This is a genomic window from Duganella levis (genome assembly GCF_009857605.1).
GTDB lineage: Bacteria > Pseudomonadota > Gammaproteobacteria > Burkholderiales > Burkholderiaceae_D > Rugamonas > Rugamonas levis.
Genome location: NZ_WWCT01000001.1, coordinates 116,145 through 140,135, shown reverse-complemented (window position 1 = coordinate 140,135; position 23,991 = coordinate 116,145). Strand labels below are relative to the sequence as shown.

The window sequence follows — 23,991 nt, the reverse complement described above, 5'->3', positions numbered from 1 at the left end:
GTATTAACGCCAGGCTTTAATAATCGTTTAACGCTCAGCCGTTTAGCATCGGCGGATGCTGATACTCAAACGTCCCCTGCTTCTTGCCGCGCTGCTGTTGGCCGCCGGCGCTTCCCTGGCCTACGCGCTGCGTGCCAAGCCCTCCACCACGGCTGTCGCCAAGCCGCCGCCACTGGTCAGCGTGACCGTCGCGCGGCAGCAGGATCTGCCGCTGGAATTGATGGCGCAAGGCCATCTGGTGGCGCTGAATCAGGTTGAAGTGCGGCCGCAGATGACGGCTGTGATTGTCGGCATCCATTTCAAGGAGGGTGACGATGTGGCGGCCGGCCAGTTGCTGTTCACGCTGGACGACACCGACGCCCGCGCGCAGTTGCAGCGCAGCGAGGCGCAGGCGGCGCAGATTCGCGCGCAATTGGCCGATGCCAAGCGCGATTACGGCCGTTCGTCGGAGTTGGTGAAGTCGAAGTTCATCACGTCCAGCGCAGTTGATACGGCCGCCAGCAAGGTGGAGGCGTTGCAGGCGCAGTTGAAGGCGGCGCAGGCGGATATCGACAGCGCGCATGTGGTGTTGACGCATACCCGCATCATGGCGCCGGTGGCGGCGCGCACTGGCGCGGTGGCGGTGCATCCGGGCAGCCTGGCGCAGACCAGCTCCGCTGCGCCATTGGTGACACTGGTGCAGTTCGCGCCGATTGGGGTTGAATTTAACTTGCCGGAGCAGTATTTACCGGCGATTCTGTCAGCCCGTGCACTAGGTCCGCTGCGCGTGCAGCTCGACGGCCCGGATGGCACGCCGGTTAATGGCGAGCTCAGTTTTATCAACAATGTGGTCAATACGGATAGCGGCACCATTAGTCTGAAGGCCACGTTTCCCAATCCGCGTCGTAACTTGTGGCCGGGGGCGTACGCGCGCGTGACGGTGCTGGCGGGATCGGACCGTAATGCGGTGACATTGCCGCCGCAAGCGGTGCTGGAGGGGCCGGACGGCAGGTTCGTCTATCTGGCCAGCGCGGAGAACAAAGCGGTTCGGCAGGCGGTCAGCCTGCTGCGGGTGCAGGATGGGCAGGCGGTGGTGTCCGGCCTGGCCGGCGGCAGCCGCGTGGTGCTGGAAGGCGGCGCCAACCTGCGCGCCGGTGACGCCATTCGGATCGACGCGGCCGCGTCGGCCAAGGCTGCGGGCGGCAAGCCATGAGTATTGCTTCCTTTTGCCTGCAACGCCCCATCGCCACGCTGCTGGCATGGTTGACCGTCATCGTCGCCGGCATCGCCTGCTGGCTGCAACTGCCGCTGGCCGCGCTGCCCACCTATGACACGCCCACTATCCAGGTCAGTGCGCGCCTGTCCGGCGCCAGCCCGGAAACCATGTCCAGCTCGGTGGCGACGCCGCTGGAAAAGCAGTTCACCTCCATTCCCGGCCTGTTGGCCACCACCTCCAGCAGCATCCAGGGCGAAACCCAGATCACGCTGGAATTCGACGCCAGCCGCAACATCGACGCTGCCGCCGGCGACGTACAAGCCGCACTGTACCGCGCGACCCGCTCGCTGCCGGCCGAAATGACCACGCCGCCGTCCTACCGCAAGGTCAATCCAGCCGACGCTCCCATTCTGCAAATCGGCCTCGACTCGCCGTCGCTGCGTCTGTCCGAGCTGAACAGCTACTCCGACAACCTGATCGTGCCGGCACTCTCCACGCTGAGCGGCGTGGCGCAAGTCACCGTCAACGGCCAAAAGCGCTACGCCGTGCGCATCGAAGTCGATCCCGACCGCCTGGCCGCGCTCGACCTGACGCTGGACGAAGTCAGCACCGCCCTCAAAGCCGCCAACTCCAACGCCCCGCTCGGCCAACTGGACAGTCCACGCCAGATGATGACGCTGCACCTGCCGCCCGGCCTGATGAAGGCAGCCGACTTCGCGCCCCTGATCGTCGCCAGCCGCAACGGCCGCCCGGTACGCCTGAGCGACTTCGCCACGGTGCAGGACAGCATCGAAAACACCCAGAACAGCAGCACCATCAACGGCCGCGACGCCATCTTGCTGCAAGTCCAGCGCCAGCCGGATGCCAACACCGTCGCCACCGTCGACGCCATCCGCGCCCTGTTGCCGCGCCTGGCCAGCCAGCTGCCCGGCTCGGTGCATATCCAGCTGCTGAACGACCGCTCGATCTCGATCCGCAACGCCATCCACGACGTCAACCTGACCATGCTGCTGACCATCGCGCTGGTGGTACTGGTGATCTTGCTATTCCTGCGCCAGCTGATGGCGACGCTGATCCCCGCCATCAGCCTGCCGGTGTCGCTGCTCGGCACCTTCGGCTTAATGTTCGCGCTCAACCTGAGCCTGGACAATATCTCGCTGATGGGCCTGACCATTGCAGTCGGCCTGGTGGTTGATGACGCCATCGTGGTGCTGGAAAACATCATGCGCCACATCGAAGACGGCATGGACCCGCGCGCCGCCACCATCCAGGGCACCGGCGAAGTGGCGTTCACCGTGGTGTCGATTTCGGTATCGCTGATGGCCGTGTTCATCCCGATCTTCTTCATGCCCGGCACTATTGGGCTACTGTTCCATGAATTCGCCATCGTCGTGGCGCTGGCCGTGCTGGTATCGGCCGCCGCCTCGCTGACGTTGATTCCCCTGCTGGTGCCGCGCTTCATCAAAGTGGCACAATTGCACGCACCGGCCCCGGCCTGGAGCCGCGCCTTCGAAGCGGGCTTCGCGCGCCTGCTCAACGGCTATGCGCGCCTGCTGGAGCGCGCGCTGAAGCATCGCACCCCGGTGCTGCTGGTCGCGCTGGCCACCTTCGCGCTGACGGCCTGGCTGTACACCAGCGCACCGCGTGGCTTCTTCCCGCAGGAAGACACCGGCCAGGTATCCGGCAATGTCGATGCGCCGCAGGATATGTCGTACGAAGGCCGGCTGGTGGTGCTCAAGCAGCTACAGCAAGCCATCATGGCCGATCCCGCCGTACGCGACGTTGCCGCCAAGGTGGATCACGACACCACCAATTTCTACATCACGCTGCACGACAAACACCCGCCGATGGCGCAGGTGCTGGCGCGGCTGCGGCAGGAGACCAGCTTCCTGCCCAATATCAAAGTGTTTTTCAGCCCGGTGCAAAACCTCAAGGTCGGCGGCCGTTCATCCAAGAGCACCTACCAGTACACCCTGCAAGCCGTCACGCCTGGCGACCTGAACCAATGGGCCAAGCGATTGATGGATGAGCTGAAACGCGGCGATGTGCTGGTCGGCGTCAACAGCGACGCCCAGTACGACGGCATGGACGCGCAACTGCACGTCGACCGCGAACAGGCCGCCACGCTCGGCGTGGACATGGCCACCGTACGCAACACGCTGTATGCCGCCTACGGCACGCGCCAGGTATCGACCATCTACGCGCCGGAAGACAGCTACCAGGTCATCATGGAACTGGCCGACCAGTACCGCCGCGACGAGAGCAGCCTGGCCAAGGTCCATGTGCGCAACGCCAGCGGCGCGCTGGTGCCGCTGCGCGCCTTCACCGACGTGGGACGCGGACGCGGCACCATGGCCGTCAACCACCAGGGCCAGCTGCCGGCGGTGACCATTTCCTTCGATCTCGCCCCCGGCAAATCGCTGTCCGACGCCACCGCCGCCATCGCCGATGCCCAGCAGCGCATCGGCCTGCCGTCATCGATCTTCGGCACCTACGCCGGCGCCGCCGCGCTGTTCCAGCAATCGCAGAGCAGCCAGCTATGGCTGATCGCCATCGCCATCGCGGTGATCTATGTGGTGCTGGGCATGCTGTACGAGAGCTGGGTGCATCCGATCACCATCCTGCTCGGCGTGCCGTCGGCGGCGGTTGGGGCGCTGCTGGCGCTGCGGCTGGCCGGACTGGAACTGAGTTTCATCGCCATGATCGGCATCCTGCTGCTGGTCGGCGTGGTCAAGAAAAACGCCATCATGATCATCGACTTTGCGCTGGCGGCGCAGCGCGATGGCGCCACGCCGGTGGACGCGGTGCGCCAGGCCTGCCTGCTGCGCTTCCGTCCCATCATGATGACCACGCTGTGCGCCATCATGGGGGCGTTGCCGATCGCGCTGGGCCTGGGCGCTGGCGCCGAGTTGCGTCAGCCGCTGGGCATCGCCATCGTCGGCGGCCTGCTGTTCTCGCAGCTGATCACGTTGTTCATCACCCCGGTGCTGTTCCTGGCGTTTGAGCGGCTGGGCTCGGCGCCGCGCTGGCGCACTGATTACAAACAATGCTGATCACGGCCGACGCCAGTCCCTGATCGAAACCGCCGGTGCGGGCGTGGCGCTGCAACGCGTCCGCCAGCGATTTGTCCGTCACGCTGTGGCTGCGGCCGCAGGACGGACACACCATCAGGCATGACGCCGGCGCCTGCCTGGACGCCGCCAGCACGTAGTGCGACTTGCCGGCCGCGTCCAGCGCATGCCACTCCTTGTGCACCAGGCCGCGCTGCTCCAGTTCACTCAACACCCGGTAAATCGTCCCCAGGCTGACGCTGATGCCCATGGCGATCAGCGCCAGGAAGATGCGCTCGGCCGGCAGCGATTCCTGCGCATGTTCATTCAGCACCTGCAAAACGCAGACGCGGGCGCTGGTCGGCCGTAGCCCCAGCTTGCGCAGTTGCGTGAACACCAGTGTTTCAGCGCTGGCGGATGGTGCGTTGTCCATAACTCTCTCGTCTCAAGGTTGATGCGGCTGGCCGCGCAGGTGGCGGATGGTAGCGAAACGAGAATTAACGCAGTATTAAAAAGTTGTAGGTCCACCACGGATGTCAAAAATATAATTTTTCGATTGTTGTCATCTCGATCCGCAAACAATAATGCGATTCGTTCTCATTTATATTTAGATTGAATTGACATGCAAACCACTCTCACTCTCCGCTTGTCCCCGCTGGCCCTGATGTTGCACCTGGCGTTCGCCCCCCAGGCCCACGCCGCCGAACCAGCCGACACCACCCTGCCGAGCGTCACCGTCAATGGCCAGGCCGCCAAGGATGACTACCTGGTGAAACGCACCAGCGCCGGCACCAAGACCGATACCGCCATCCGCGACCTGCCGCAAACCGTCACCGTGATCAACCAGGCGCTGATCAAGGACATCAACATGCAGAGCATGGCCGACGTTGCCCGCTACGTGCCGGGCATCGGCATGGCCAATGGCGAAGGCAACCGCGATGCGCCGATCTTCCGTGGCAGTTCCAATGCCTCCGGCGACTTCTACATCGACGGCGTGCGTGACGACGTCGAGTACTACCGCGACCTGTACAACGTCGAGCAGGTGGAAGCGCTGACCGGCCCGAATGCCATGATCTTCGGTCGTGGCGGTTCCGGCGGCGTAATCAACCGCGTCACCAAGCAGGCCAACTTCGGCGCGCCGGTACGCGCCGCCGACCTGACGCTGGGCAGCTACCAGAACCGCCGTCTGACGCTCGATGTCGGCCAGGCCATCAACGACACCGTGGCGCTGCGCGTCACAGGACTGGTGGAAGACTCGGAAGGCTACCAGCGCAACGCCACGCTGAAACGCTCCGGCATCAACCCTACCGTGGCCATCCGTCCGAACAAGGACACCAATATCGTGCTGGGTTTCGAGCACTTTGAAGACAAGCGCGCCGCCGACCGTGGCGTCCCGTCGCTGAACGGCGTGCCCATGGACCTGCCGGTGGACGCCTTCTTCGGCGACGCCAGCGCCGACAGCCGCCCTACCCGCCTCAACTCGAACGCCTTCAGCGCGGTCATCGACCACGATTTCGGCGGCGGCGTGCACCTGTCGAACAAGACCCGCTACACCGACTACGACAAGTTCTACCAGAACTACAACGCCGGCGCGGTCAATGTAAAAGCCAGCACGGTGCCGATTTCGGCCTACAACAATCACCAGTGGCGCAAGAACCTGTTCAACCAGACCGATGTCACCTTCGACCTCGACGCCGGCGGCATCAAGCACAAGATCCTGACCGGCCTGGAGCTGGGCAAGCAGGACACCGACTACCTGCGCAAGACCGGCCTGTTCTCCAATAACGGCACCTCGATCAACGTGCCGCTGGCCAGCCCGGACGGCTCGCTGCCGGTCAACTACGTGCTGGGCGGCGGCAGCGCCGACCGCGACGGCAACAGCACCGCCAAGATCGCCGGTGTCTACATCCAGGACCAGATCGAACTGACGTCGCAATGGCAACTGATCGCCGGCCTGCGCTACGACAGCTTCAAACTGGATTACCACAACAACGTGGCCGCCGGCCTGCGCGCGATTCCGGCCAGCGCCGCCGATCTGTCCAGCAGCGATAGCCTGGTCTCGCCACGCGTCGGCCTGCTGTACAAGCCGGTGCCGGCGGCGACGCTGTACGCCAACTACAGCGTGGCCTCGTTCCCACGCGGCGGCGACCAGCTGAGCAGCCTGACCAGCGTCAACCAGGGCCTGAAGCCGGAAAAATTCACCAACTATGAAATCGGCGGCAAGCTGGAAATCACACCGGACCTGCTGGCAACGGTGGCCGTGTACCGCTTGAACCGCAACAATGTGGCGGTGGTGAATCCGGCCACCGGCATCGCCGACAGCCTGGTCGACGGCCAGCGCACCAACGGCGTGGAGATCGGCATCAACGGCAAGATCACCAGCGCCTGGAGCATCAACGGCGGCTACGCGCATCAGGACGCCAAGCTGCTGGCGACCGCATCGGCCACCGCGCTGAATGGCGCCATCGTCGGCATGGTGCCAAAGAACACGCTGTCGCTGTGGAACCGTTATGACTTCACGCAGGCGCTGGGCGCCGGCCTGGGCCTGATTCGCCGCGACGATATGTTTGCGTCGACCAGCAACACGGTGGTGCTGCCGAGCTACACGCGGGTGGATGCGGCGCTGTTCTACACCATCAACGCCAACTACAAGCTGCAGGTCAATGTCGAGAATCTGACCGATAAGAAGTACTACCTGTACGCCAACGGTGACAACAACATCACCCCAGGCTCGCCGCGCGCGTACCGCGTCAGCCTGCACGCCAACTTCTAACCACCCCGGACGAAAGGGTCTGACCCCGTACGGGGTCAGACCCTGGCCTTAGCGGTGTGCGGGTTTCGCTGGTGCCGCAAAGTAAGTAGCAACCACAGTTGCGAATGAGTCTCATTTGCAATATTATGAGCGTTTTTCCAATCAACGCTCACCTCATGACCCACACCACTCGCCCTCGTTTCTTCTATCTCTTCTTCGCCATGCCGCTGGCTTGCGCCCACATCCCAGGCATGGCCCAGACGGAGGACGAGCAAGTCCTGAAGGCGGTGCAAATTACCGCCGCCCGCGCCCAGGGCTTCACGCCTAACACGGTCGAGGCCGGCAGTTTCCGCGGTTCGGACGTGATGGAAGTACCTTCCACCGTCAACGTCATCACGCGTGAAGTGCTGGACCTGCAAGCCGCCGGCGGCCTGTACGACGCGGTGCGCAACACCGCCGGCGTGACCCGCCAGCAAAACGGCGGCGACACCTGGGACCAGCTGGTGATTCGCGGCATCGCCGTGGAAAACCGCACCAACTACCGCCTCAATGGCTCGGTGCCGATCATGAACTTCTCACAGGTGCCGATGGAGAACAAGGAGCGCGTCGAAGTGCTGAAAGGCGCCTCGGCGCTGTACTACGGCTTCACTTCGCCGGCCGGTGTAGTCAACTTCGTCACCAAGCGCGCCGGCAATACACCGGTCACCAGTGCCGGCCTGACGCTGGATGACAAGGGCACAGCCGTCGCCAATGTCGACGTCGGCCGCCGCTTCGGCGAGCAGAACGAATTCGGTGTGCGCATCAACGCTGCCGGCGGTTCTCTCGGCACCTTCCTCGACAACGTCGGCAACGGCAACCGCCAGTTCGCTTCCGCCGCGCTGGACTGGCGCGTCAACAACCGCCTGCTGCTGAAAGCCGACCTGGAATACGATCACCGCAAGGTCACCGAGGAAGCCGCCGTGACGCTGCCGACCGCCGTCAATGGCGTCATCACGCTGCCGCGCGCGGTCGATCCTTCGCGCCTGGTGGGTCCGGAGATGGCCAAGTTCGACGCCACCAGCAAGTTGGCAGCATTGCGCGCCGACTATTCGCTGGGCGACGGCTGGGCGCTGACGCTGGAAGGCGGCCACTCGGAAGTGGCGCGCGACCGCAACCTCGCGATCTTCCGCTTTACCAGTAACGCCACGGTCGCCACCGGCGCCGGCCGCATCACCGGCAACCAGCAGCACCACGTGGTCGGCTCGGACAGCCTGCGCGCGGAACTGTTCGGCACCGCTGTCACCGGCCCGGTCAAGCATGAGATTACCTTCGGCGTCAGCCGAACCGAGAAGAGCCAGGACCCGATCTACCAGAGCAACTACACGGTGGCAGCACAGAATCTGTACGATCCGGTGCCGATTACCACCATCACCTACGGCGCCAAGCCAACCACGCCAACCACGGCGGCGCTGGATACCAGCGATACCGGCGTCTACGCGCTGGACCGCCTGACTTTCTCGCCGCAGTGGCAAGTCATCGGCGGCGTGCGCAAGGTCAATTACAAGAGCGATCAGGGTGTGAACCACTACACGGCGGACAAAAACACGCCGATGGCGGCGGTGATTTATCGTCCGCTGGCCGACCTGTCGTTCTATGCATCGGCGGCGCAAGGTCTGGAAGAAGGCGAACCGGCGCCAACCGGCACCGTCAACCAGAATGAGCGCATGGCCCCGGGCGTCAGCAAGCAGAAAGAACTTGGCATGCGCTGGCGCGCGCCGGGTGGCACGCTACTGTCGGCGGCGCTGTTCGATATCAACCGTCCTGGCTACTACACCAATACCGCCAACGTGTTTGTGGCTGATGGTGAGCAGCACTATCGCGGAGTGGAGTTGTCGACGCAGGGCCAGTTGACGCGCAACCTGGCTTGGCAGACCTCGGCGCAGTTGCTGAATCCGGAGTTCCGCAAAATCAGCGATGCCTACAACGGCAAGCTGCCAGAGAACGCTTCCAAGCAAACCGGCAGCGCGTTCCTGTCGTATGCGTTTGACGATTATGTGCCGGGCTTCTCGCTGAACACCGGCGCGTATTACACCGGCCGTCGTCCGGTCAACGATCTGGATCAGGCATTCCTGGGCGGCGTGACGCTGTTCACCGTCGGTGGCCGCTACATCACGCAGACGCTGGGCAAGCGCACCACCTGGCAAGTCAACGTTGAGAATCTGGGCGACAAACAGTACTGGGCAGCAGCCGGCACCCGCCTGGCAGCCGGCGCACCGCGCACCATCAAGCTGACCATGAAGGTGGACCTGTGATCGCGCGCCGCACACTCGCAGCAATGATGCTGGCTGGCGGCCTGGCGCTGGCCGGCCATGCTAGCGCGCAGCAGCCGGCGGCACCGGTTGCCGTGCCCCTGGCGTCGAAGCCCGCGCCCTTCCCCGGCAAGAAGATCATGCTGGTGGTGCGCGTCGAGGGCAAGAGCTTGCCGTTTGACGAGAAGATCAAGGAGCATCTGGAAGCGCGCGGCTACAAGGTCACGCTGCAAAGCCAGTATGCGCCGGTGCAGCAGGCGCAAGGCGCGGATCTGGTGATTCTGTCGGCCACCATCCGCAGCCGCGACCTGCTGGGCGCTTACCGCGACATCAAGGCGCCCCTGATGACCTGGGAAATGGATCTGCTGGACGACCTGGGCATGACCGGCAAGCGCGCCGGAACGGACTACGGCACGGTAGAAAAATCGCGCTACGTCTGGCTGGTCAACGCGCCGCACCCAATGGCGGCAGGCCTGCCGGCCGGCGTGGTCGATATCTATCAAAAGCAAGCCACCATGAGCTGGGGCAAGCCCGGCCTGGGCGCCACCACCATCGCGACCATTTATGGCGAACCTGAGAAGGCCGCCATCTTTGGCTACGAGCGCGGCGCCACCATGGACTACGAAAGCCTGGCGCCAGCACGCCGTGTGATGTTCTTCCTGGATAACGAGACGTTCACCAACCTGTCGCCAGCAGGCGGCCAGTTGTTCGACGCCGCTGTTGACTGGGCGCTGACGGCACCGCAAGGAGCGAAATAATGACGTCGCCGAGCCGCCTTCGTTCGCGTCTGCGCTTGCTGCTCGGCTGCCTTCTGGCCGCCAGCACGGCCAGCGCCTGGGCAGCGGATGCCAGCCGCCCGCTCGACGCCACCCTGCCCGCCTACCAGCCGCAGCCCGTCAGCATCGCGCCAGACGCCAGCTACCTGACGGCCGACGGCGCGGTGCAACTCTCTGGCGCCGAGCACGTCCAATACATCGTCGAACGCTTCAACACACTGTTCACCAGCAGCCATCCCAACATCCGCTTTGCAGTGGACGGCAAAGGCACCACCAGCGCCGTGCCGCTGCTGATGCACGGCAAAACTCTGTTCGGCGCCATGGGCCGCGCCATCAACCCGATTGAAGCCGTCCCATACCGCAAGATCGTCGGCGCCAACGCGCTGGAAATCCGCGTCGCCCGCACCAGCGACGACACCAGCGGCCATCTGGCGACCACGCTGGCGGTGTATGTCAACCGCAGCAATCCGCTGACGCAAATCAGCGCGGAAGATGTCGCCCGCATACTCTCCATCGGCAATCCGAACGGCGACTACTCCGCCTGGGGCCAACTGGGCCTGAAAGGCGAATGGACGCAACGCGCGATCCACCCATACGGCACGCCGGAATACACCGGCTTTGGCGACTACCTGCAACAGACTCACCTGCACGGCCGCCAGCTCGCACCGCTGCACGAACAACTGGGCAACACCGAAGCCATCCTCAAACGCATCGGCAGCGACCCGGCCGGCATCGGCATCGCGGCCATCGGCATGGAGAACCAGCAGGTCAAGCAACTGGCCATCCTGAACGACGCAGGCCACGTCACCACCGGCACACCGGCCGAGGTCTCGGACGGCAGCTATCCCTATGGCCGCTGGCTGTATTTTTACGTGCGCCGCCTGCCCGGTAAACCAGTCGATCCGCTGGTGCGCGAGTATCTGCGGCTGGTGCTGTCGCGCCAGGGCCAGCAGATCATCGCCGACCAGCCACGCGGCTACATCCCGCTGAGCGCCGCGCAAGCAGCGGCTGAATTATCGAAACTGGATTAATCGCCATGCCCAAACAATTGACCTACCGCGTGCTGCTGGCCGCTGGCGTACTGCTGTGCGCCAGCCCGGCCAGCGCCGCTACGCCCGCCCCGGCGCCGTATGTGCCTCAGGCCGTTACTGTCGCCGCCAGCCAACCGTATGTGCTGCGCGACGGCAGCGTCGCCATCGTCGGCAACGACGGACTGGAAGACGTCATCCAGTCACTGAATGCGCTGTTCACCAAGACGCATCCCGCTGTCCGATTCAACCTGCGCATGGAAGGTTCCTCGGCCGGCATGCCTGCGCTGACCGCCGGCGCCACCGCCTTCGCACCGCTGACGCGCGATATGTGGCCCGGCGACCGCAGCGCCTTCCGCCAAGTCTTCGGCTACGACGCTACGCCGATCCGCATCGGCTACAACGGCCATGGCCCGCGTTCGCCGAACAAGACGCCGCCAGCGGCTTACGTGAACGTGAACAATCCGCTTCCCGGCCTCAGCATCCAGCAATTGGGCCAGATCTTCACCGCCGGCTCGCCGCAGGGCGATCTGAATACATGGTCGCAACTAGGCTTGAATGGCGAGTACGCGCAACGCCGCATCCACGCCTACGGTCTGCGCGACGACGGCGGCTTTGCTACCGGCATGCGCGTCGCCCGCTTCGGCGGCCGGCCGTTCGCCATCAAATATGAAGCGTTGCCCAATCGCGAAGCCGTGCTGCGCGCCGTGGCCGCCGATCCGTTTGGTATCGCCCTGCTGGGCTGGGTGGACGCCGCCAAGACCACCAGTCAAGTGCGCGTTCTGCCGCTGGCCGCCAACACCGGCGATGCCTATCACACGCCAGCCTACGATGAAGTACGGCGCGGCGAGTATCCGCTGTCGGCGGCTGTGCAGTTGTATGTGAACCGGGCGCCGGGCAAGCCCCTGGATCCGCTGGTGTATGAATATCTGCGCCTGGCACTGTCGCGCGAAGGACAGGACATTCTGGCACGCCAGCGCGATACGGAAGAAGGCTATGTGCCGCTGAGTCCTGAAGACCTGGCGCAGGAACTGGCGAAGTTGAAGCTCATGCAGGTTCCACAGTAACCCACCACGGCATCACCCGCTGCACCCGCACCGGCAGCGATTTTTCCAACGCTGCCAGGATGCGGTCCAAATCATCCAGGGGATAGCTGCCGGTCAGCAGCAAGTCGGCCACGGCGGGATTACAGCCGAGGTGGCCGCGCCGGTAGCGTGCCAGCGTGGCGACAAAATCGCCGAGGCGCATGCGGTCGACGCTCAGCCGCTTGCGCGTCCATGCGCTTTGCTGCTCGTCGGCTGCTTCGGCGGCGCCGATCCAGTCTGCGCCGAAATGCCTCTGCGTGCCTGCCGCTGCGATTGTCGAGTGACCCGAATCCAGCTCAATCCGCACCGATCCGTCAAATACGGCCAGCCGCGCAGTGGCGCCGGAGCGGAACACGCCAAAGCGCGTGCCCAAGGCAGTCAAGCGGCCGCCCAGCAGATCGACCACCAGCGGACGCGCCGGACGAACCGGATCGCGTCCACTGTTCAACAGGATTTCACCGCGATGCAAGGCCACGCGGCGCAGGCCGCCAGCAAAGTCGATATCCACTGCGCTGTCGGTATTCATCCACAGATCGGAGCCATCTGCCAGCGCCAGTCGGCGCATCTCGCCGACGGCGGTGCGCTCACCGGCCGCCAGCGCGGTCATGTATTCACGGCTGTCGCGCCGCGCTACCGCAGTGCCCAACGCCACCGTAGATGCCAGCAACAGGATTTTCTTGGCGGCCGAACGGCGCGTGTAAGGAGTTTTCAGCGCGGCCAGCGTCGGCTCGGCCGGCAGCATGCCGAACTGCTGGTTGACCGCTTCGATTTTCTGCCATGCGAGCCGGTGCTCGGGTGCCGCCTCGACCCAACGCCGCCATTGATCGCGCTCTGCCGCACCTGCGTCATCGGCATGCAAGGCCGCAAACCATTCCGCCGCTTGCCGCAGGACGGCATGCTCCTCTGTCGCTCCGCTGGTGGTGGAACTCATGCGGCGTCGGCCGGCAGCGCCAGCGCGCATTCGAACATCGCTTGCGCCATATATTTTTTGACCATGCGTTCTGAAATGCCCAGGCGCGATCCGATGGCGGCGTACGGCAAACCTTCGAGTTGCGCCATCAGGAACACTTGCCGCGCTTTGGCGGACAGGCGTTGCAGCATGGCGTCGAGCCGATACAGGGTTTCCATCATCAGCGCCTGTTCCTCGGGCGATGGCGCCAGCAGCTCCGGCTGCGTCGCCAGCGCGGCCAGATACTCGCGTTCCAGTCCGAGATGGCGCCAGTGATTGGCCAGCAGATTATTCGCCACCCGACTGAGATAGGCACGCGGTTCGCGCAGGCCGCTGGCGGCGTCGGCCGTCAGCACGCGGGTGAACGTGTCCTGCGCCAGATCGGCCGCGCCGCTGCGGCAGCCCAGCTTGCGCCAGAGCCAGTTAAGCAGCCAGCCATGATGATCCCGATAGATATGGGTGAAGGCATCGTGGGCGGCAGGACGAGGTGCGGTGAACACAGCAGCGTGATTTATCAAAGTTAATGATAATCATTCTCACATAAAACACGCTGCGTGTAAATCCCTGCCGTGTCATTCGATACGCAGGCTTAGCACGGTAAAGGTGTCTGGATGGAATATTGGATCGCGCTTGGCGCCGCCCGGCGGCGTGGCGGGCTGGGTCACGTCCATCGTCAGCAGGTACGCCTTGCCGGCGCGCGGGTCGTAGGCCATGTTGTGGGCCCAGGTGCGGGTCGCGACGTAGCCGAGCGGCGTGTAATGATCGGCGTCGTCCTGGCGCACCAGCGTCAGGTTGCTGTCGGCGCCGCTTGGCCCGAGGATCAGCCGGCGGCCGGCGTCATAGGCCAAGGCATTGACGGCGTGGCCAATCGGCAGCGACGCTACTTGTGCCCCGCTATCCAGGTTGGCCACCACCAGCACCGGCCGCTCGCCACGGCATGCGATGAACAGACGGCGCTGACGCTGGTCCACGGCCAACGCGCTCGGCTGCTTGCAGTCCGGGTAGCTCCAAGTGGACTGCACCGCCAGCGTGTCGCCGGCCAGCCTCAGCAGCTTGCCTTCGTCGCGCATCGGCACCATCACCGAACCGTCGCCCAGGGCCAGCGGCGGATCGATTTTCTTGATGTCGAAGTCGTGCTGCGCCACGATGCTGTCGCTTGCCGGATCGAGCACATACACGGTCGAGCGCGACGCCCGGCGGCCGCTGGTCAGCCACACTTTGCCGCTGACCGGCTCCAGCATGGCGGTGTTCAGGTTGGCGTCGCTGACGGCCAGGCGGCGCAGCTGGTGCATGTCCGACAGTCGCACGATGCCCAGCGTGCCGTCGGTGTTGGCGACGTAGGCGCGGTCCGCGGCCGGCACGAAGGCCACGCCGTTGGCGCCGGCGCCGCCCTCCACTGTGCTCACCGGCTTCTGTTTGGCGACGTCGAACACGGTCAGACCGTTCTCGCGGCGGGCGATCCACAGGTAGGGCCGCGACGGGTCCAGCGCGGCGAAGCCCCAGCTGTGGCCGCTGCCCGGCAACACGGCGCTGTGTTCGATGCGGGCCAGCAGGCCGTCATCGGCGTGGGCTGCCATTCCGGCCAGGCCCAGCATCAGGCCGGCCAGCAGCCGGGATACGGTGATGTGCAATGCGGTCATGACGGCTCCTTAAAAGTCCAGCGTGGTCAGCAGCGAAATCTGGCGCGCATCACCCACCGAGACAAAGTACTTGTTGACGCTGGATGGGTAGTAGTGGCGGTCGAACAGGTTCTTGACGTTCAGCTGGAAGCGCACGCTGCGGCCGCCGATACGGGTATCGTAGGTCGCGAACCCGTCGGCCACCGTATAGGCCGGCAACATGAAGCTGTTGGCCGAATCGCCGGCGCGCTTGCCGACATAGTGCGCGCCGATGCCGGTACGCAGCTTGTCGTCGCCGAACACCGCGCCGGCGTCATACGCAGCCGACAGCGAGGCGGTTTGGCGCGCTACGTTCCACAGGCGAAAGCCTTGGTACAGCGGGTCTTTGGTGGTGATGGCGTCGGTGTAGGCGTAGCTGCCGATCAGGTTCCAACTGCGGCTCAGGCGGCCCGAGATATCGGCCTCCAGCCCGCGCGCGCGGGCCGCGCCGGCGGTGCGCCAGTCGGTCAGCTTGGTGATGTCGTTGAACTGCGAGACCAGCACATTCTTCTTGTCGATATTGAACAGCGCCACGCTGCCCGAGAAACCGGCCGGATTGGCCAGCTTGACGCCCGCCTCCCACGCCTTGGCCTGCTCCGGCAGCACCGCCGAGTCGATCACCACGCCGGTGCTCAGCGGCGCGATGGTCGATGCCGGCTTGAGCGATTCGGTATAGCTGCCGTACAGGGACCAGGTCGGCGACAGCTTGTACACCACGCCGGCTTTCGGCAGCCACTTCGAACTGTCGGTATTGGTGTTGGCCGTGAATGGACGGCCACGGCCGGCGATCTGCTGGTAGTCCTGATAACGCGCACCGGCGGAAACGATCCAGCGGTCGGTCAGGTAGATGCTGTCCTGCGCGAATACCGATTTGTCGTGCAGCTGGTCGCTCTGGTCACTGTCACTGGCAGATACGGTGGCCGACGGCGCCTCGGTGCCGTAGACCGGATTCAGGTACGAGAAGGTGCTGGTGGTCGCCTGACGCAGCAGGTCGGCGCGGAAGATGCGGCGGTATTCGATGTCGCTACCGATCTGCATTTCGTGGTGCAGGCCGGCCAGGTTCAGCGACCCTTGCAGGTAGAACAAGCCGTAGCTGTCGGTGGAAATGGCGCCGTGCGTGGCGTCGTTGCTGCGCACCAGCGTGCCGGTGTTGAGGTTGACGCCATTCACGCGCAGCTGGTTGGCGTCGTAGACTTCGCGGTTGTAGCTGACGCCAAGGTGGGCCTTCCACTCCTTGTTCAGTTGCTGGTCGACGGTCAGTTGGCCGAGATCGGAGCGGCCATCCATCACATTGAATGGCTCGTCCAGGCGGCGCGTGATCGGAATGTCCAGCGGCGCATTGGTGCGCGGGTCGAGCGCCGTGCCGCGATCAAACGGGTACAGGAACTGTCGGTGCTCGTACGACAACACTACCTGCGTATCCTTGGCATACCAGGCCAGCGACGGCGCGAACAGCGTCTCGCGATGGCGGCCGAAATTGCGCCAGTAGTCTTCGTTGACGTGATCGACAATGACGCGGTACGCCAGGCCGGCCGTACCGATGGCGCCGGTACTGTCCAGCGTGACGCCGCCACCGTTCTTACCGTCACCGTAAGTCGAAGCGAGTACCGACAGGCTGGTGCTCTGCTCCAGCAACGGCTTCTTGCTAACCACGTTGACCACGCCGCCCGGGTCCATAATGCCGTACAACAGCGAGGCCGGGCCTTTCAGTACTTCCACGCTTTCGGCGGCGGCGTTCATCCCCCTGCCCTGCACTAGCGGCATGCCGTTGTGCATGATGGAGCCGTCGCGGTTGCCGCCGAAGCCACGCTTCATGATGGTGTCCTGAGTACCGGCCAGCGTGTTGCCCTGGGTGATGCCACTGACATTGGCCAGCGCGTCGTCCAGATTGCGCGGCCGCTGGTCGCTGATGACCTGGGCGGCCACCACGTTCAGCACCTGCGGCGCATCCAGCGTGCTCATGTCCGAGTGCAGCGCGGATTTGCTGGGTACGGGACGGTAGCTGCCATCCGCTTGTGTCGACCGCTCGCCCAGTACGACCACTTCCGCCATGACCGCCGGTTCCGTGGCGGCCGCCGGAGACTTGATACCGGGCGCTGGGGTGGCGTCGGCCGCGCGGAGCACGAAGCTGCCGTCGGCCTGCGCCACCGCCGCCAGGCCGCTACCGCTCAGCAACTGCTGCAAGCCCTGCGCCGGCGTCGCCACCGCGTGCAGGCCGGGGCTGTTCTTGTCCTGCGTCAGGCGCGCGTCCGACGACAGCAGAATGTTGGCCTTGTCGGCAAACTGGCGCAAAGCCACGCCCAGCGGCCCGGCGGGAATGTCGAAACGCTGCGAGGCGGCGACGGCAGCCGGCATCTGCGCCGCAGCAGCGCCGGCGAGCGCCAGCCCGATGCAAGCCAGGTGAATGGACAGGGTCAAGGGGCGTAGCAGAGGAAAACGTGATGCGAACATGCTGAAATCCATTTCGTGTCAGTTGATGATTACCAGCCTTGACACGCCAGCGCGGCAAAAGGGAACCTCCACCGAAAAAATATTTCGCTCCGCAGTCGCCCTGTTGCGTCATCGCTCGCTAAACAAGGCCGGTAGGCGGCTAAAGGCGTCGCAGACGACGGTCCCGATGCTAATATTTACTGCTGCAAAACTATTCCCTATCGGACTGTCTTCTATGGTGAGAAGCTATTCCCGTCGTGACTTCATGAGCCACAGCGCGGCCATGATGTTGCTTTGTCGCCCAGCGTCTGCCGCAGGCCGCGCGTTACCCGCAGGGCCGGCGCTACAGCCAGCGCTGCACAGGTTCAGCTATCAACAGGTGCAGTTGGGCGATAGCCGCTTGCTGGAACAGCTGGTCCATAACCGCAGCCTGTTCATGTCGATCAGCGACGATAAGCTGCTCAAGCCGTTCCGCGTTCGCGCGCGCCAGCCCGCGCCGGGAGAGGACATGGGCGGCTGGTATGACGCTTCCGATGATTTTCATATTGACGCCCGCGACTACGGCAGCGCCAACTGGCATGGCTACATCCCGGGCCACAGTTTTGGCCAGTACCTGTCCGGACTGTCCCGCTGCTACGCGGCGTCAGGAGATGCCGCCATCCAGCGCAAGGTCGCGGACCTGGTGCGGAAATATGCGGCGACCATCCATCCACTATTCTTTGCCGGCTATCCGCTGCCGGCCTACACCTACGACAAATTGGTCATCGGTCTGGTCGACGCCTATCAGTATGCCGGGGTCGCGCTGGCGAAACCAACCCTGGACCATCTGACCGACATCGTCATGCCGTTTCTTCCCGAAAAAGCCCTGACACGCGACGAGCGCCGGGCCAGGCCATACACGCAGGAAGCCGAAATCTGGGACGAACCCTACACGCTGCCGGAGCATTTATTTTTAGCCTGGCAGGCGGGCATGGGCGAGCGCTATCGCCATCTTGCCGCCCGCTACCTGCAGGACCAGGCCCTGTTTGACCCGCTGGCGAGCGGCCACAGCCCGCTCCAGGGCAAACACGCCTACAGCCATGTCAATGCCTTGAACTCCGCCATTCAAGCCTACCTGGTGCAGGGTGACCGCAAATACCTGGACGCCGCGCGGAATGGTTTTGCCTTCGTGCAGGCCCAATCGTATGCCACCGGCGGCTGGGGGCCGAATGAAGAACTGCTGGCGGCGGACGACACTGAAACCCTGCCGGCCTCACTGGACGCCACCCACCGCTCCTTCGAGACCCCGTGCGGCGCCTACGGCCATTTTAAAATCGCGCGCAGCTTGCTCCAGATTACCAAGTCAAGCCACTATGGCGACAGCATGGATCGGGTACTCTACAACACCATTCTGGGCGCCAAGCCCACCGAGGCAGACGGCCGCACTTTTTACTACGCCGATTACGCGCATGTCGCCCGCAAGGTATTTCGCGGCGAAGCCTGGCCTTGCTGCTCGGGCACCTTCATTCAGTTGGCGGCGGACTATGCGATCAGCGCCTATCTGTATGAGGAGGACATGCTTTACGTTAACCTGTACGTGCCATCCAGCGTGCGGATGCGGGTTGCGGCGCACGAGGTCAGCGTGCAGCAGAGCACCACTTATCCCCTATCCCCTGCCAGCAGCCTGACCGTGCACGCGTCCGCCCCCACCCGCTTCACCATGCAGCTGCGGATGCCCGCGTGGGCCGGTCCAGGCACCCGCGTGCTGGTCAACGGCCAGCCGCTGGAACGGGCGATCAGTCCGGGCGCCTTCGTGCCGCTCGACCGTACCTGGCAGCCGGGAGACCGGGTCGACATCACCTTCGATATGGCGCCGCGACTGGAACCGATCAACCCGGCCCATCCGGAAGTCGCCGCGCTGCTGGTCGGGCCGCTGGTGTTGTTGCCGCTGCTGCCCGCTCCCGAACGGATGCGGCGCGAAGAGTTGTTAAACGTGCAGCGCGTCGCGCAATCGACGTGGCAGGTCGCGACCGCTAGCGGCCCGTTCCAGCTCAAGCCGTTTATGGCGATCGGCGACGAAAGTTACCGCTTATATAGCCGATTGCACACCGACCGCCCATTGGCGTGAGCAGTCGGCATACAGGCTGGAGATGGCCTGAGCGGCGCTGTCGTGCATCGGTCACGTGCCTACCAGTCGATGGCAGCCGACAACTGCACGGTGCGCGGCGCCGCCTGCGAGATGGTGCCGTAGGACGCCACCCCGCCCCAATAATGGCGGTCGAATGCGTTCATCAGGCCGCCGCGCAGCGTGGTCGCCTTGCCGGCGATGACGGTACGGTAGCGCAGGCCGAAGTCGGTTTTGGTCCATGCCGGCACCGCCTGGACATTGGCCTGGTCGACATACTGTCTGCCGGTGTAGATGACGGCGGCGGTTGCGGTCAGGCCCGGCTGGAACGGCAGATCCCATTCGGCGCCCAGATTGGCCATGGCGTCCGGCACGCCCACCGGCCGCTTGCCGATGGTGGCAGCGCTGTTGGTCTTCACCAGGCGGCCATCCAGCCAGGTCAGGCCGGCCAGCAGGCGCACGGCGCGGCTGGCGGCGCCGGACAGGTTCAACTCCACGCCCCGATTGCGCTGCTCGCTGTCCATGCTGTAGGTAGCGCCGTACAACTGGCCGCTCGGCTTGCTCACCTGGAACGCCGCCACCGTCGCCAGCGCCACCCCCAGATCGGCCTTGGCGCCGACTTCGTATTGCTTGCTCTTGTACGGCGCGAACACCTGGCCGGCGTTGGTGGCGATATTCGGCGCGATATCGCCTTTGCTCAGGCCTTCGATGTAGTTGGCGTACAGCGACACATTGCGCTCCGGCTTGAACACCACGCCGACCAGCGGCGTCAGCGCGCCCTGCTTGTAGTAGGTGGTGCGCGCACCGGTGGCGGCGCTGTAGTTTTTCGATTCCACCAACTGGCGGCGCAGACCCAGCGTCAGCTCGACATGCTGGTCCGGCAGTTCCAGTGTATCGGCCACCGCCGCGCTCGACAAGGTGGAAACCGACAGCTTCGGCACCCGCAGCGGCGCCGGCACCCCAGTATCGGCGACAACAACCGGCACATAGATATTTGAGTTGATCGCCTTGGCCGAATTGCTGATACTGCCGAATTCGTCGTGATAGACATTCCCGCTCACCACCAGCGCATGCTGGATAGTGCCAGTGCGGAAGCGCGCGCGCAGGCCGGTGTCGGCGGTCGAACGGCGTACACGGAATTTCCAGTTCATCGGCGTCACCGTGATGTCGCCGGCGGCGTTGAGGATGGTCAGCGTCTGGTCCGAATAGCGCGACACATCCGAGCGCGTGCCACCGGCGTCGGCAAAGACCGTCAGGTTATCGTTGAGATCGTATTCCACCTTGCCCAGCGTGGCCAGGTCGTTCGACTTCCACCAGCCCCATGGCTGGGTGATATTGCGGCGGCCGTCCGGCGCTTGCGGCACCGCCAGGCCGGCGGCCAGCAGGAACGGCCGCGTCGGCGCATCGATCCACTGATACTGCTCGACGATATCCAGCGACGCGCGGGTGCGCTGGCCGCGATAGTCGAACGACACCGCCGCCACCTCGGCGCGCGAGGTCTGGTTGTCCAGCGGCGTGTCGCCGCTGCGGTGCAGGACGTTGAAGCGGATGCCGAAACGGCGCTCCTCGCCAAACCGGCGGCTGACGTCGAGCGCCGCGCCCAACTGGGAAGACGAGCCGTAGTCCAGCGTCATGCGGGTCAGGTCGCGCGGCAGCGAGCGTTTTGGCACCGCATTCACCACGCCGCCGACACCGCCATTGGGCGACATGCCGTACAGCAGCGCGGCCGGCCCTTTCAGTATTTCCACGCTTTCCAGGTATTCGGTGAACAGGTGGTAGTTGGGCGACACGCCATACACGCCGTCGAAGGCGACCTCGCTCAGGTTGCCTTCATTGAGCGGAAAGCCGCGGATGAAAAACGAATCGGTGACGCCGCCCACCTGGCCGGTGAAGCGGGTCGACGGATCGCCGGCCAGCACTTCGGCCAGCGTCAGCGCCTGCTGGTCCAGCATGCGCTGACTGGTGTAGCTGGCCACGCTGAACGGCGTGTCCAGCAGGTTTTTGTCGCCCAGCATGCCGGCGTGGGCGTTTTTGGCAATCTGCCCGCCGGAATCAGGCTCGGATTGCCCGCTGACCAGGACGGTCTGCACGGGCGTGTCGGCGGTTTGGGCCATGACGGAGCTCGCCAGCGGCATGCCGATCAGGCCGGCCAGCGCAATACGGGAGATGCGGGAATCAGGATACATGGGATGCATTTCAAGTTGTCGGAAATATCAATATTGCCGGCATCATAGCATCAAATCTAAATGAGAATCGTTTACTTGTTTGTATTTAGGCACCCTCTTGGCCGCGCCAGCATGCCGCCGGGACTATTAAGCCAACGTTAAACAATGCGGTATTTTGGGCATGTGAAATGAAATACCACACTCGGCTTTTTGATTGAAAGCTTGTCATGTAGCCGACATAAAGCCTCACTAACCTCTGCTGTTTTTCATCCCCAGGCAAAGGACGTTTTATGTACATCACTGGCTTCAAGATTCCACCGCGCTTCGCACTCGCCCTGTTGGCGGGCATGCTGCAAGCAGCCTTCGCACACGCAGCCGACGACGGCGCTGCCGACGCGCCAGGCCCGACGCAAACGGTGGAAATCCGTTCGACGCTGAATACCGCCTCGTCCAGCGCGCCGTCGAAAGGCTCGCTGGATGCGCGCTCGGCGCTGTCCGAAGTCAGCGACCAGTTCGTCCGAGACTTCACCTCGCCGGTGGCCGACTACAGCCAGGTACTGCAAATGGCGCCCGGCATGTTCAGCTACAGTTCCAACGGCGTCGGCCTGGGCGACAACAAGACCACCATGCGCGGCCTGTCCGACGGCAACAGCGTGATCGCTTTCGACGGCATTCCGTTCAACGACACCAACGGCGTCAGCCACCACGCCTGGGTGTTCTTCCCGAGCCAGTTCACCGGCGGCGCGGTGATTGACCGCAGCCCCGGCTCGGCCGCCACCATTGGCCAGGCCACGTATGGCGGCTCGATCAACCTGCTGTCGCGCGACCTCGACAACACGCAGCGCACCAGCGTCACCGGCTCCTACGGCACCTGGGCCACTTCGCTGATCGGCGTCGAACATGCGACCGGCCAGTTCGGCCCGAACGGCAGCTCCAACCTGCTGGTCAACGTGCAGGAAATGAAGTCCGACGGCTACCAGACCTACAACAAGCAAAAGCGCGACGCCGCCTCGCTCAAATACCGCTACCAGCTGAGCGACGACACCGCCATCACGCTATTCTCGTCGTGGCTGAACCTGACCAACAACACGCCAGCCATCAAGGGCGTGACCCGCGCCAATGTCGAACAGGGCAACTACAACACCCTGCTGAGCGGCGACCCGACCAAGGGCAACTACTGGGGTTTTAATTTCTACGATATTTCGACTGCCTTCAACTACCTCGGCGTAACCAGCAACCTCGGCGGTGGCTGGAAGCTGGAAGACAAGGCCTATGTCTACCGTTACTGGAACAAGCAGAACTACAACAACAGCACCACCGTCATCAGCACCAACAGCGCCATCGACAAGCTCAACTCTTACCTGACCAAGGGCAATCTGCTGCGCCTGAGCCAGGAGTCGTCGCTGGGCGTGCTGCGCACCGGCGTCTGGTACGACTACGCGAAGAGCTTCCGCTACCAGATCCCGAGCGATCCGCGCACCTGGGTCAACCAGGCCGCGCCGAACTTCAGCGAAACCTACCAGACCACCACCGTCCAGCCGTACGTGGAATATGAGTTTCACGTGACGCCGGCGCTGAGCATCACGCCCGGCGTCAAGTACGCCTCGTACAAGCAGGACTTCCGTCACCTGCAGGACAACGGCGGCGCGGTCGGACCGCTGGGCGGCGTGTACAACAAGGCCACCGGCACCATCACGGGCGGCGCGCCGTATATCGACAACAGCGTCAAGTACACCGACACGCTACCGTCGCTGGACCTGCATTACCAGATCGCGCCGACCTGGACCGCCTATGCGCAAATCGCACGCGGCGACCAGATCCCGTCGACCGGCGTGTTCGATACGCTCGGCGCCAAGGTCGGCGCCGTGCCGAAAGCCACCAAGTCCACCACCACCCAGGCCGGTACGGTATGGCAGTCGGACAGTCTGAGCCTGTCGGCCGACGTCTACCGCATCCGCCTCGACAGCCCTTACTCGTCGTCGCCCGACCCGGTAACGGGCGAACCGGTGTACTTCTTGAACGGCAAGGAAATCAGCCAGGGCGTGGAGGCGGAAGGCACGGTCATGCTGGGCGGCGGCTTCAGCCTGTACGCCAACGCCACCGTCGGCACCACCAAGTACGACACTGGCAAGTGGGTTGCCGGCGCGCCGGGCGATACCGAGACGCTGTCGCTGAACTACCAGCACAGCGGCTGGAATGGCGGCCTGTTCGTCAAGCGCGTCGGCAAGACCTATGCGGACAATGGTTCCACGCACGAGGCGTTCGGCATCGATCCGGTGACGCTGGCTAACCTGTTCATCAACTACCGCCTGAAAAACCCGGCGCCGTTCGCCAAGCTGGCCAAGCTGCAAATTGGCGTCAACAACCTGTTTAACCGTCACAGCATTGTCGACGTCGCGTCCGCCGGCACCAAGATCAGCTCCAGCGCCGCGCCGTCGCCGGCCGACCTGCTGACGGTGCTGCCTGAACGCAGCGTATCGGCCACCCTCACCATCGATTTCTAAACCTGAA

General features: G+C 64.2%; 15 protein-coding genes. 9 read left to right on the top strand and 6 right to left on the bottom strand.

Features of this window, described 5'->3' with window-relative positions; translation table 11 throughout:
* Positions 1-55: 55 nt before the first annotated feature.
* Together GTP69_RS00660 and GTP69_RS00655 are read left to right on the top strand one after the other, a co-directional pair.
* Entirely contained in the window at positions 56-1,192 is a 1,137-nt protein-coding gene (locus GTP69_RS00660; protein ID WP_161053064.1) for an efflux RND transporter periplasmic adaptor subunit, read from the top strand.
* Positions 1,189-4,248 (top strand): efflux RND transporter permease subunit, encoded by a 3,060-nt coding sequence (locus tag GTP69_RS00655; protein WP_161053063.1) that lies wholly within the window; start codon positions 1,189-1,191, stop codon positions 4,246-4,248. The genes GTP69_RS00660 and GTP69_RS00655 overlap by 4 nt, the downstream gene beginning before the upstream one ends.
* On the opposite strand, the gene GTP69_RS00650 is transcribed toward GTP69_RS00655, so the two are convergent.
* Positions 4,172-4,678, bottom strand: a complete 507-nt coding sequence (locus tag GTP69_RS00650; protein ID WP_161053062.1) for a Fur family transcriptional regulator — start codon at positions 4,676-4,678, stop codon at positions 4,172-4,174. The two genes, GTP69_RS00655 and GTP69_RS00650, sit on opposite strands and share 77 nt — an antisense overlap.
* A gap of 189 nt (positions 4,679-4,867) precedes the next feature.
* Here GTP69_RS00650 and GTP69_RS00645 point away from each other — a divergent pair, with 189 nt between their 5' ends.
* The 5 genes from GTP69_RS00645 to GTP69_RS00625 all read left to right on the top strand — a co-directional run bounded on the left by GTP69_RS00645 (position 4,868) and on the right by GTP69_RS00625 (position 12,156).
* Entirely contained in the window at positions 4,868-7,018 is a 2,151-nt protein-coding gene (locus GTP69_RS00645; RefSeq protein WP_161053061.1) for a TonB-dependent receptor, read from the top strand.
* A gap of 155 nt (positions 7,019-7,173) precedes the next feature.
* Entirely contained in the window at positions 7,174-9,288 is a 2,115-nt protein-coding gene (locus GTP69_RS00640) for a TonB-dependent siderophore receptor (protein WP_161053060.1), read from the top strand.
* Between the two features lie 23 nt (positions 9,289-9,311).
* A complete protein-coding gene (locus tag GTP69_RS00635) occupies positions 9,312-10,043 on the top strand; it encodes a hypothetical protein (RefSeq protein WP_229260780.1) in 732 nt (243 codons plus the stop codon).
* Positions 10,043-11,092 (top strand): PstS family phosphate ABC transporter substrate-binding protein, encoded by a 1,050-nt coding sequence (locus GTP69_RS00630; RefSeq protein ID WP_161053059.1) that lies wholly within the window; start codon positions 10,043-10,045, stop codon positions 11,090-11,092. Before GTP69_RS00635 ends, GTP69_RS00630 begins: the two co-directional genes overlap by 1 nt.
* A 5-nt stretch (positions 11,093-11,097) precedes the next feature.
* Positions 11,098-12,156 (top strand): PstS family phosphate ABC transporter substrate-binding protein, encoded by a 1,059-nt coding sequence (locus GTP69_RS00625; protein ID WP_161053058.1) that lies wholly within the window; start codon positions 11,098-11,100, stop codon positions 12,154-12,156.
* Here the strand turns inward: GTP69_RS00625 and GTP69_RS00620 are convergent.
* The 4 genes from GTP69_RS00620 to GTP69_RS00605 form a co-directional block, all read right to left on the bottom strand.
* Positions 12,137-13,105 (bottom strand): FecR domain-containing protein, encoded by a 969-nt coding sequence (locus GTP69_RS00620; RefSeq protein ID WP_161053057.1) that lies wholly within the window; start codon positions 13,103-13,105, stop codon positions 12,137-12,139. The two genes, GTP69_RS00625 and GTP69_RS00620, sit on opposite strands and share 20 nt — an antisense overlap.
* On the bottom strand, positions 13,102-13,623 hold the full coding sequence (locus GTP69_RS00615) for a sigma-70 family RNA polymerase sigma factor (protein ID WP_161053056.1): 522 nt from the start codon (positions 13,621-13,623) through the stop codon (positions 13,102-13,104). The genes GTP69_RS00620 and GTP69_RS00615 overlap by 4 nt, the downstream gene beginning before the upstream one ends.
* A 72-nt stretch (positions 13,624-13,695) precedes the next feature.
* Entirely contained in the window at positions 13,696-14,763 is a 1,068-nt protein-coding gene (locus GTP69_RS00610) for a YncE family protein (protein WP_161053055.1), read from the bottom strand.
* Positions 14,764-14,772: 9 nt separating this feature from the next.
* Positions 14,773-17,232 (bottom strand): TonB-dependent siderophore receptor, encoded by a 2,460-nt coding sequence (locus tag GTP69_RS00605; protein WP_161053054.1) that lies wholly within the window; start codon positions 17,230-17,232, stop codon positions 14,773-14,775.
* A gap of 262 nt (positions 17,233-17,494) precedes the next feature.
* Between GTP69_RS00605 and GTP69_RS00600 the strand changes: the two genes are divergently transcribed.
* Positions 17,495-19,318, top strand: coding sequence for a beta-L-arabinofuranosidase domain-containing protein (locus GTP69_RS00600; RefSeq protein WP_161053053.1), 1,824 nt, complete (start codon positions 17,495-17,497; stop codon positions 19,316-19,318).
* 59 nt (positions 19,319-19,377) lie between these two features.
* Here the strand turns inward: GTP69_RS00600 and GTP69_RS00595 are convergent, their stop codons facing one another.
* On the bottom strand, positions 19,378-21,501 hold the full coding sequence (locus GTP69_RS00595) for a TonB-dependent receptor (protein WP_229260741.1): 2,124 nt from the start codon (positions 21,499-21,501) through the stop codon (positions 19,378-19,380).
* A gap of 269 nt (positions 21,502-21,770) precedes the next feature.
* Between GTP69_RS00595 and GTP69_RS00590 the strand changes: the two genes are divergently transcribed.
* Complete coding sequence (locus GTP69_RS00590) at positions 21,771-23,984, top strand: TonB-dependent receptor (RefSeq protein WP_161053051.1); 2,214 nt, start codon at positions 21,771-21,773, stop codon at positions 23,982-23,984.
* Positions 23,985-23,991: the final 7 nt, after the last annotated feature.

Coding starts and splice junctions, on each gene's coding strand:
- GTP69_RS00645 (WP_161053061.1), top strand. CDS start 4,868: ATGCAAACCACTCTCACTCTCCGCTTGTCCCCGCTGGCCCTGATGTTG.
- GTP69_RS00640 (WP_161053060.1), top strand. CDS start 7,174: ATGACCCACACCACTCGCCCTCGTTTCTTCTATCTCTTCTTCGCCATG.
- GTP69_RS00595 (WP_229260741.1), bottom strand. CDS start 21,501: ATGTATCCTGATTCCCGCATCTCCCGTATTGCGCTGGCCGGCCTGATC.
- GTP69_RS00630 (WP_161053059.1), top strand. CDS start 10,043: ATGACGTCGCCGAGCCGCCTTCGTTCGCGTCTGCGCTTGCTGCTCGGC.
- GTP69_RS00660 (WP_161053064.1), top strand. CDS start 56: ATGCTGATACTCAAACGTCCCCTGCTTCTTGCCGCGCTGCTGTTGGCC.
- GTP69_RS00600 (WP_161053053.1), top strand. CDS start 17,495: ATGATGTTGCTTTGTCGCCCAGCGTCTGCCGCAGGCCGCGCGTTACCC.
- GTP69_RS00590 (WP_161053051.1), top strand. CDS start 21,771: ATGTACATCACTGGCTTCAAGATTCCACCGCGCTTCGCACTCGCCCTG.
- GTP69_RS00655 (WP_161053063.1), top strand. CDS start 1,189: ATGAGTATTGCTTCCTTTTGCCTGCAACGCCCCATCGCCACGCTGCTG.
- GTP69_RS00625 (WP_161053058.1), top strand. CDS start 11,098: ATGCCCAAACAATTGACCTACCGCGTGCTGCTGGCCGCTGGCGTACTG.
- GTP69_RS00620 (WP_161053057.1), bottom strand. CDS start 13,105: ATGAGTTCCACCACCAGCGGAGCGACAGAGGAGCATGCCGTCCTGCGG.
- GTP69_RS00635 (WP_229260780.1), top strand. CDS start 9,312: ATGATGCTGGCTGGCGGCCTGGCGCTGGCCGGCCATGCTAGCGCGCAG.
- GTP69_RS00610 (WP_161053055.1), bottom strand. CDS start 14,763: ATGACCGCATTGCACATCACCGTATCCCGGCTGCTGGCCGGCCTGATG.
- GTP69_RS00650 (WP_161053062.1), bottom strand. CDS start 4,678: ATGGACAACGCACCATCCGCCAGCGCTGAAACACTGGTGTTCACGCAA.
- GTP69_RS00605 (WP_161053054.1), bottom strand. CDS start 17,232: ATGTTCGCATCACGTTTTCCTCTGCTACGCCCCTTGACCCTGTCCATT.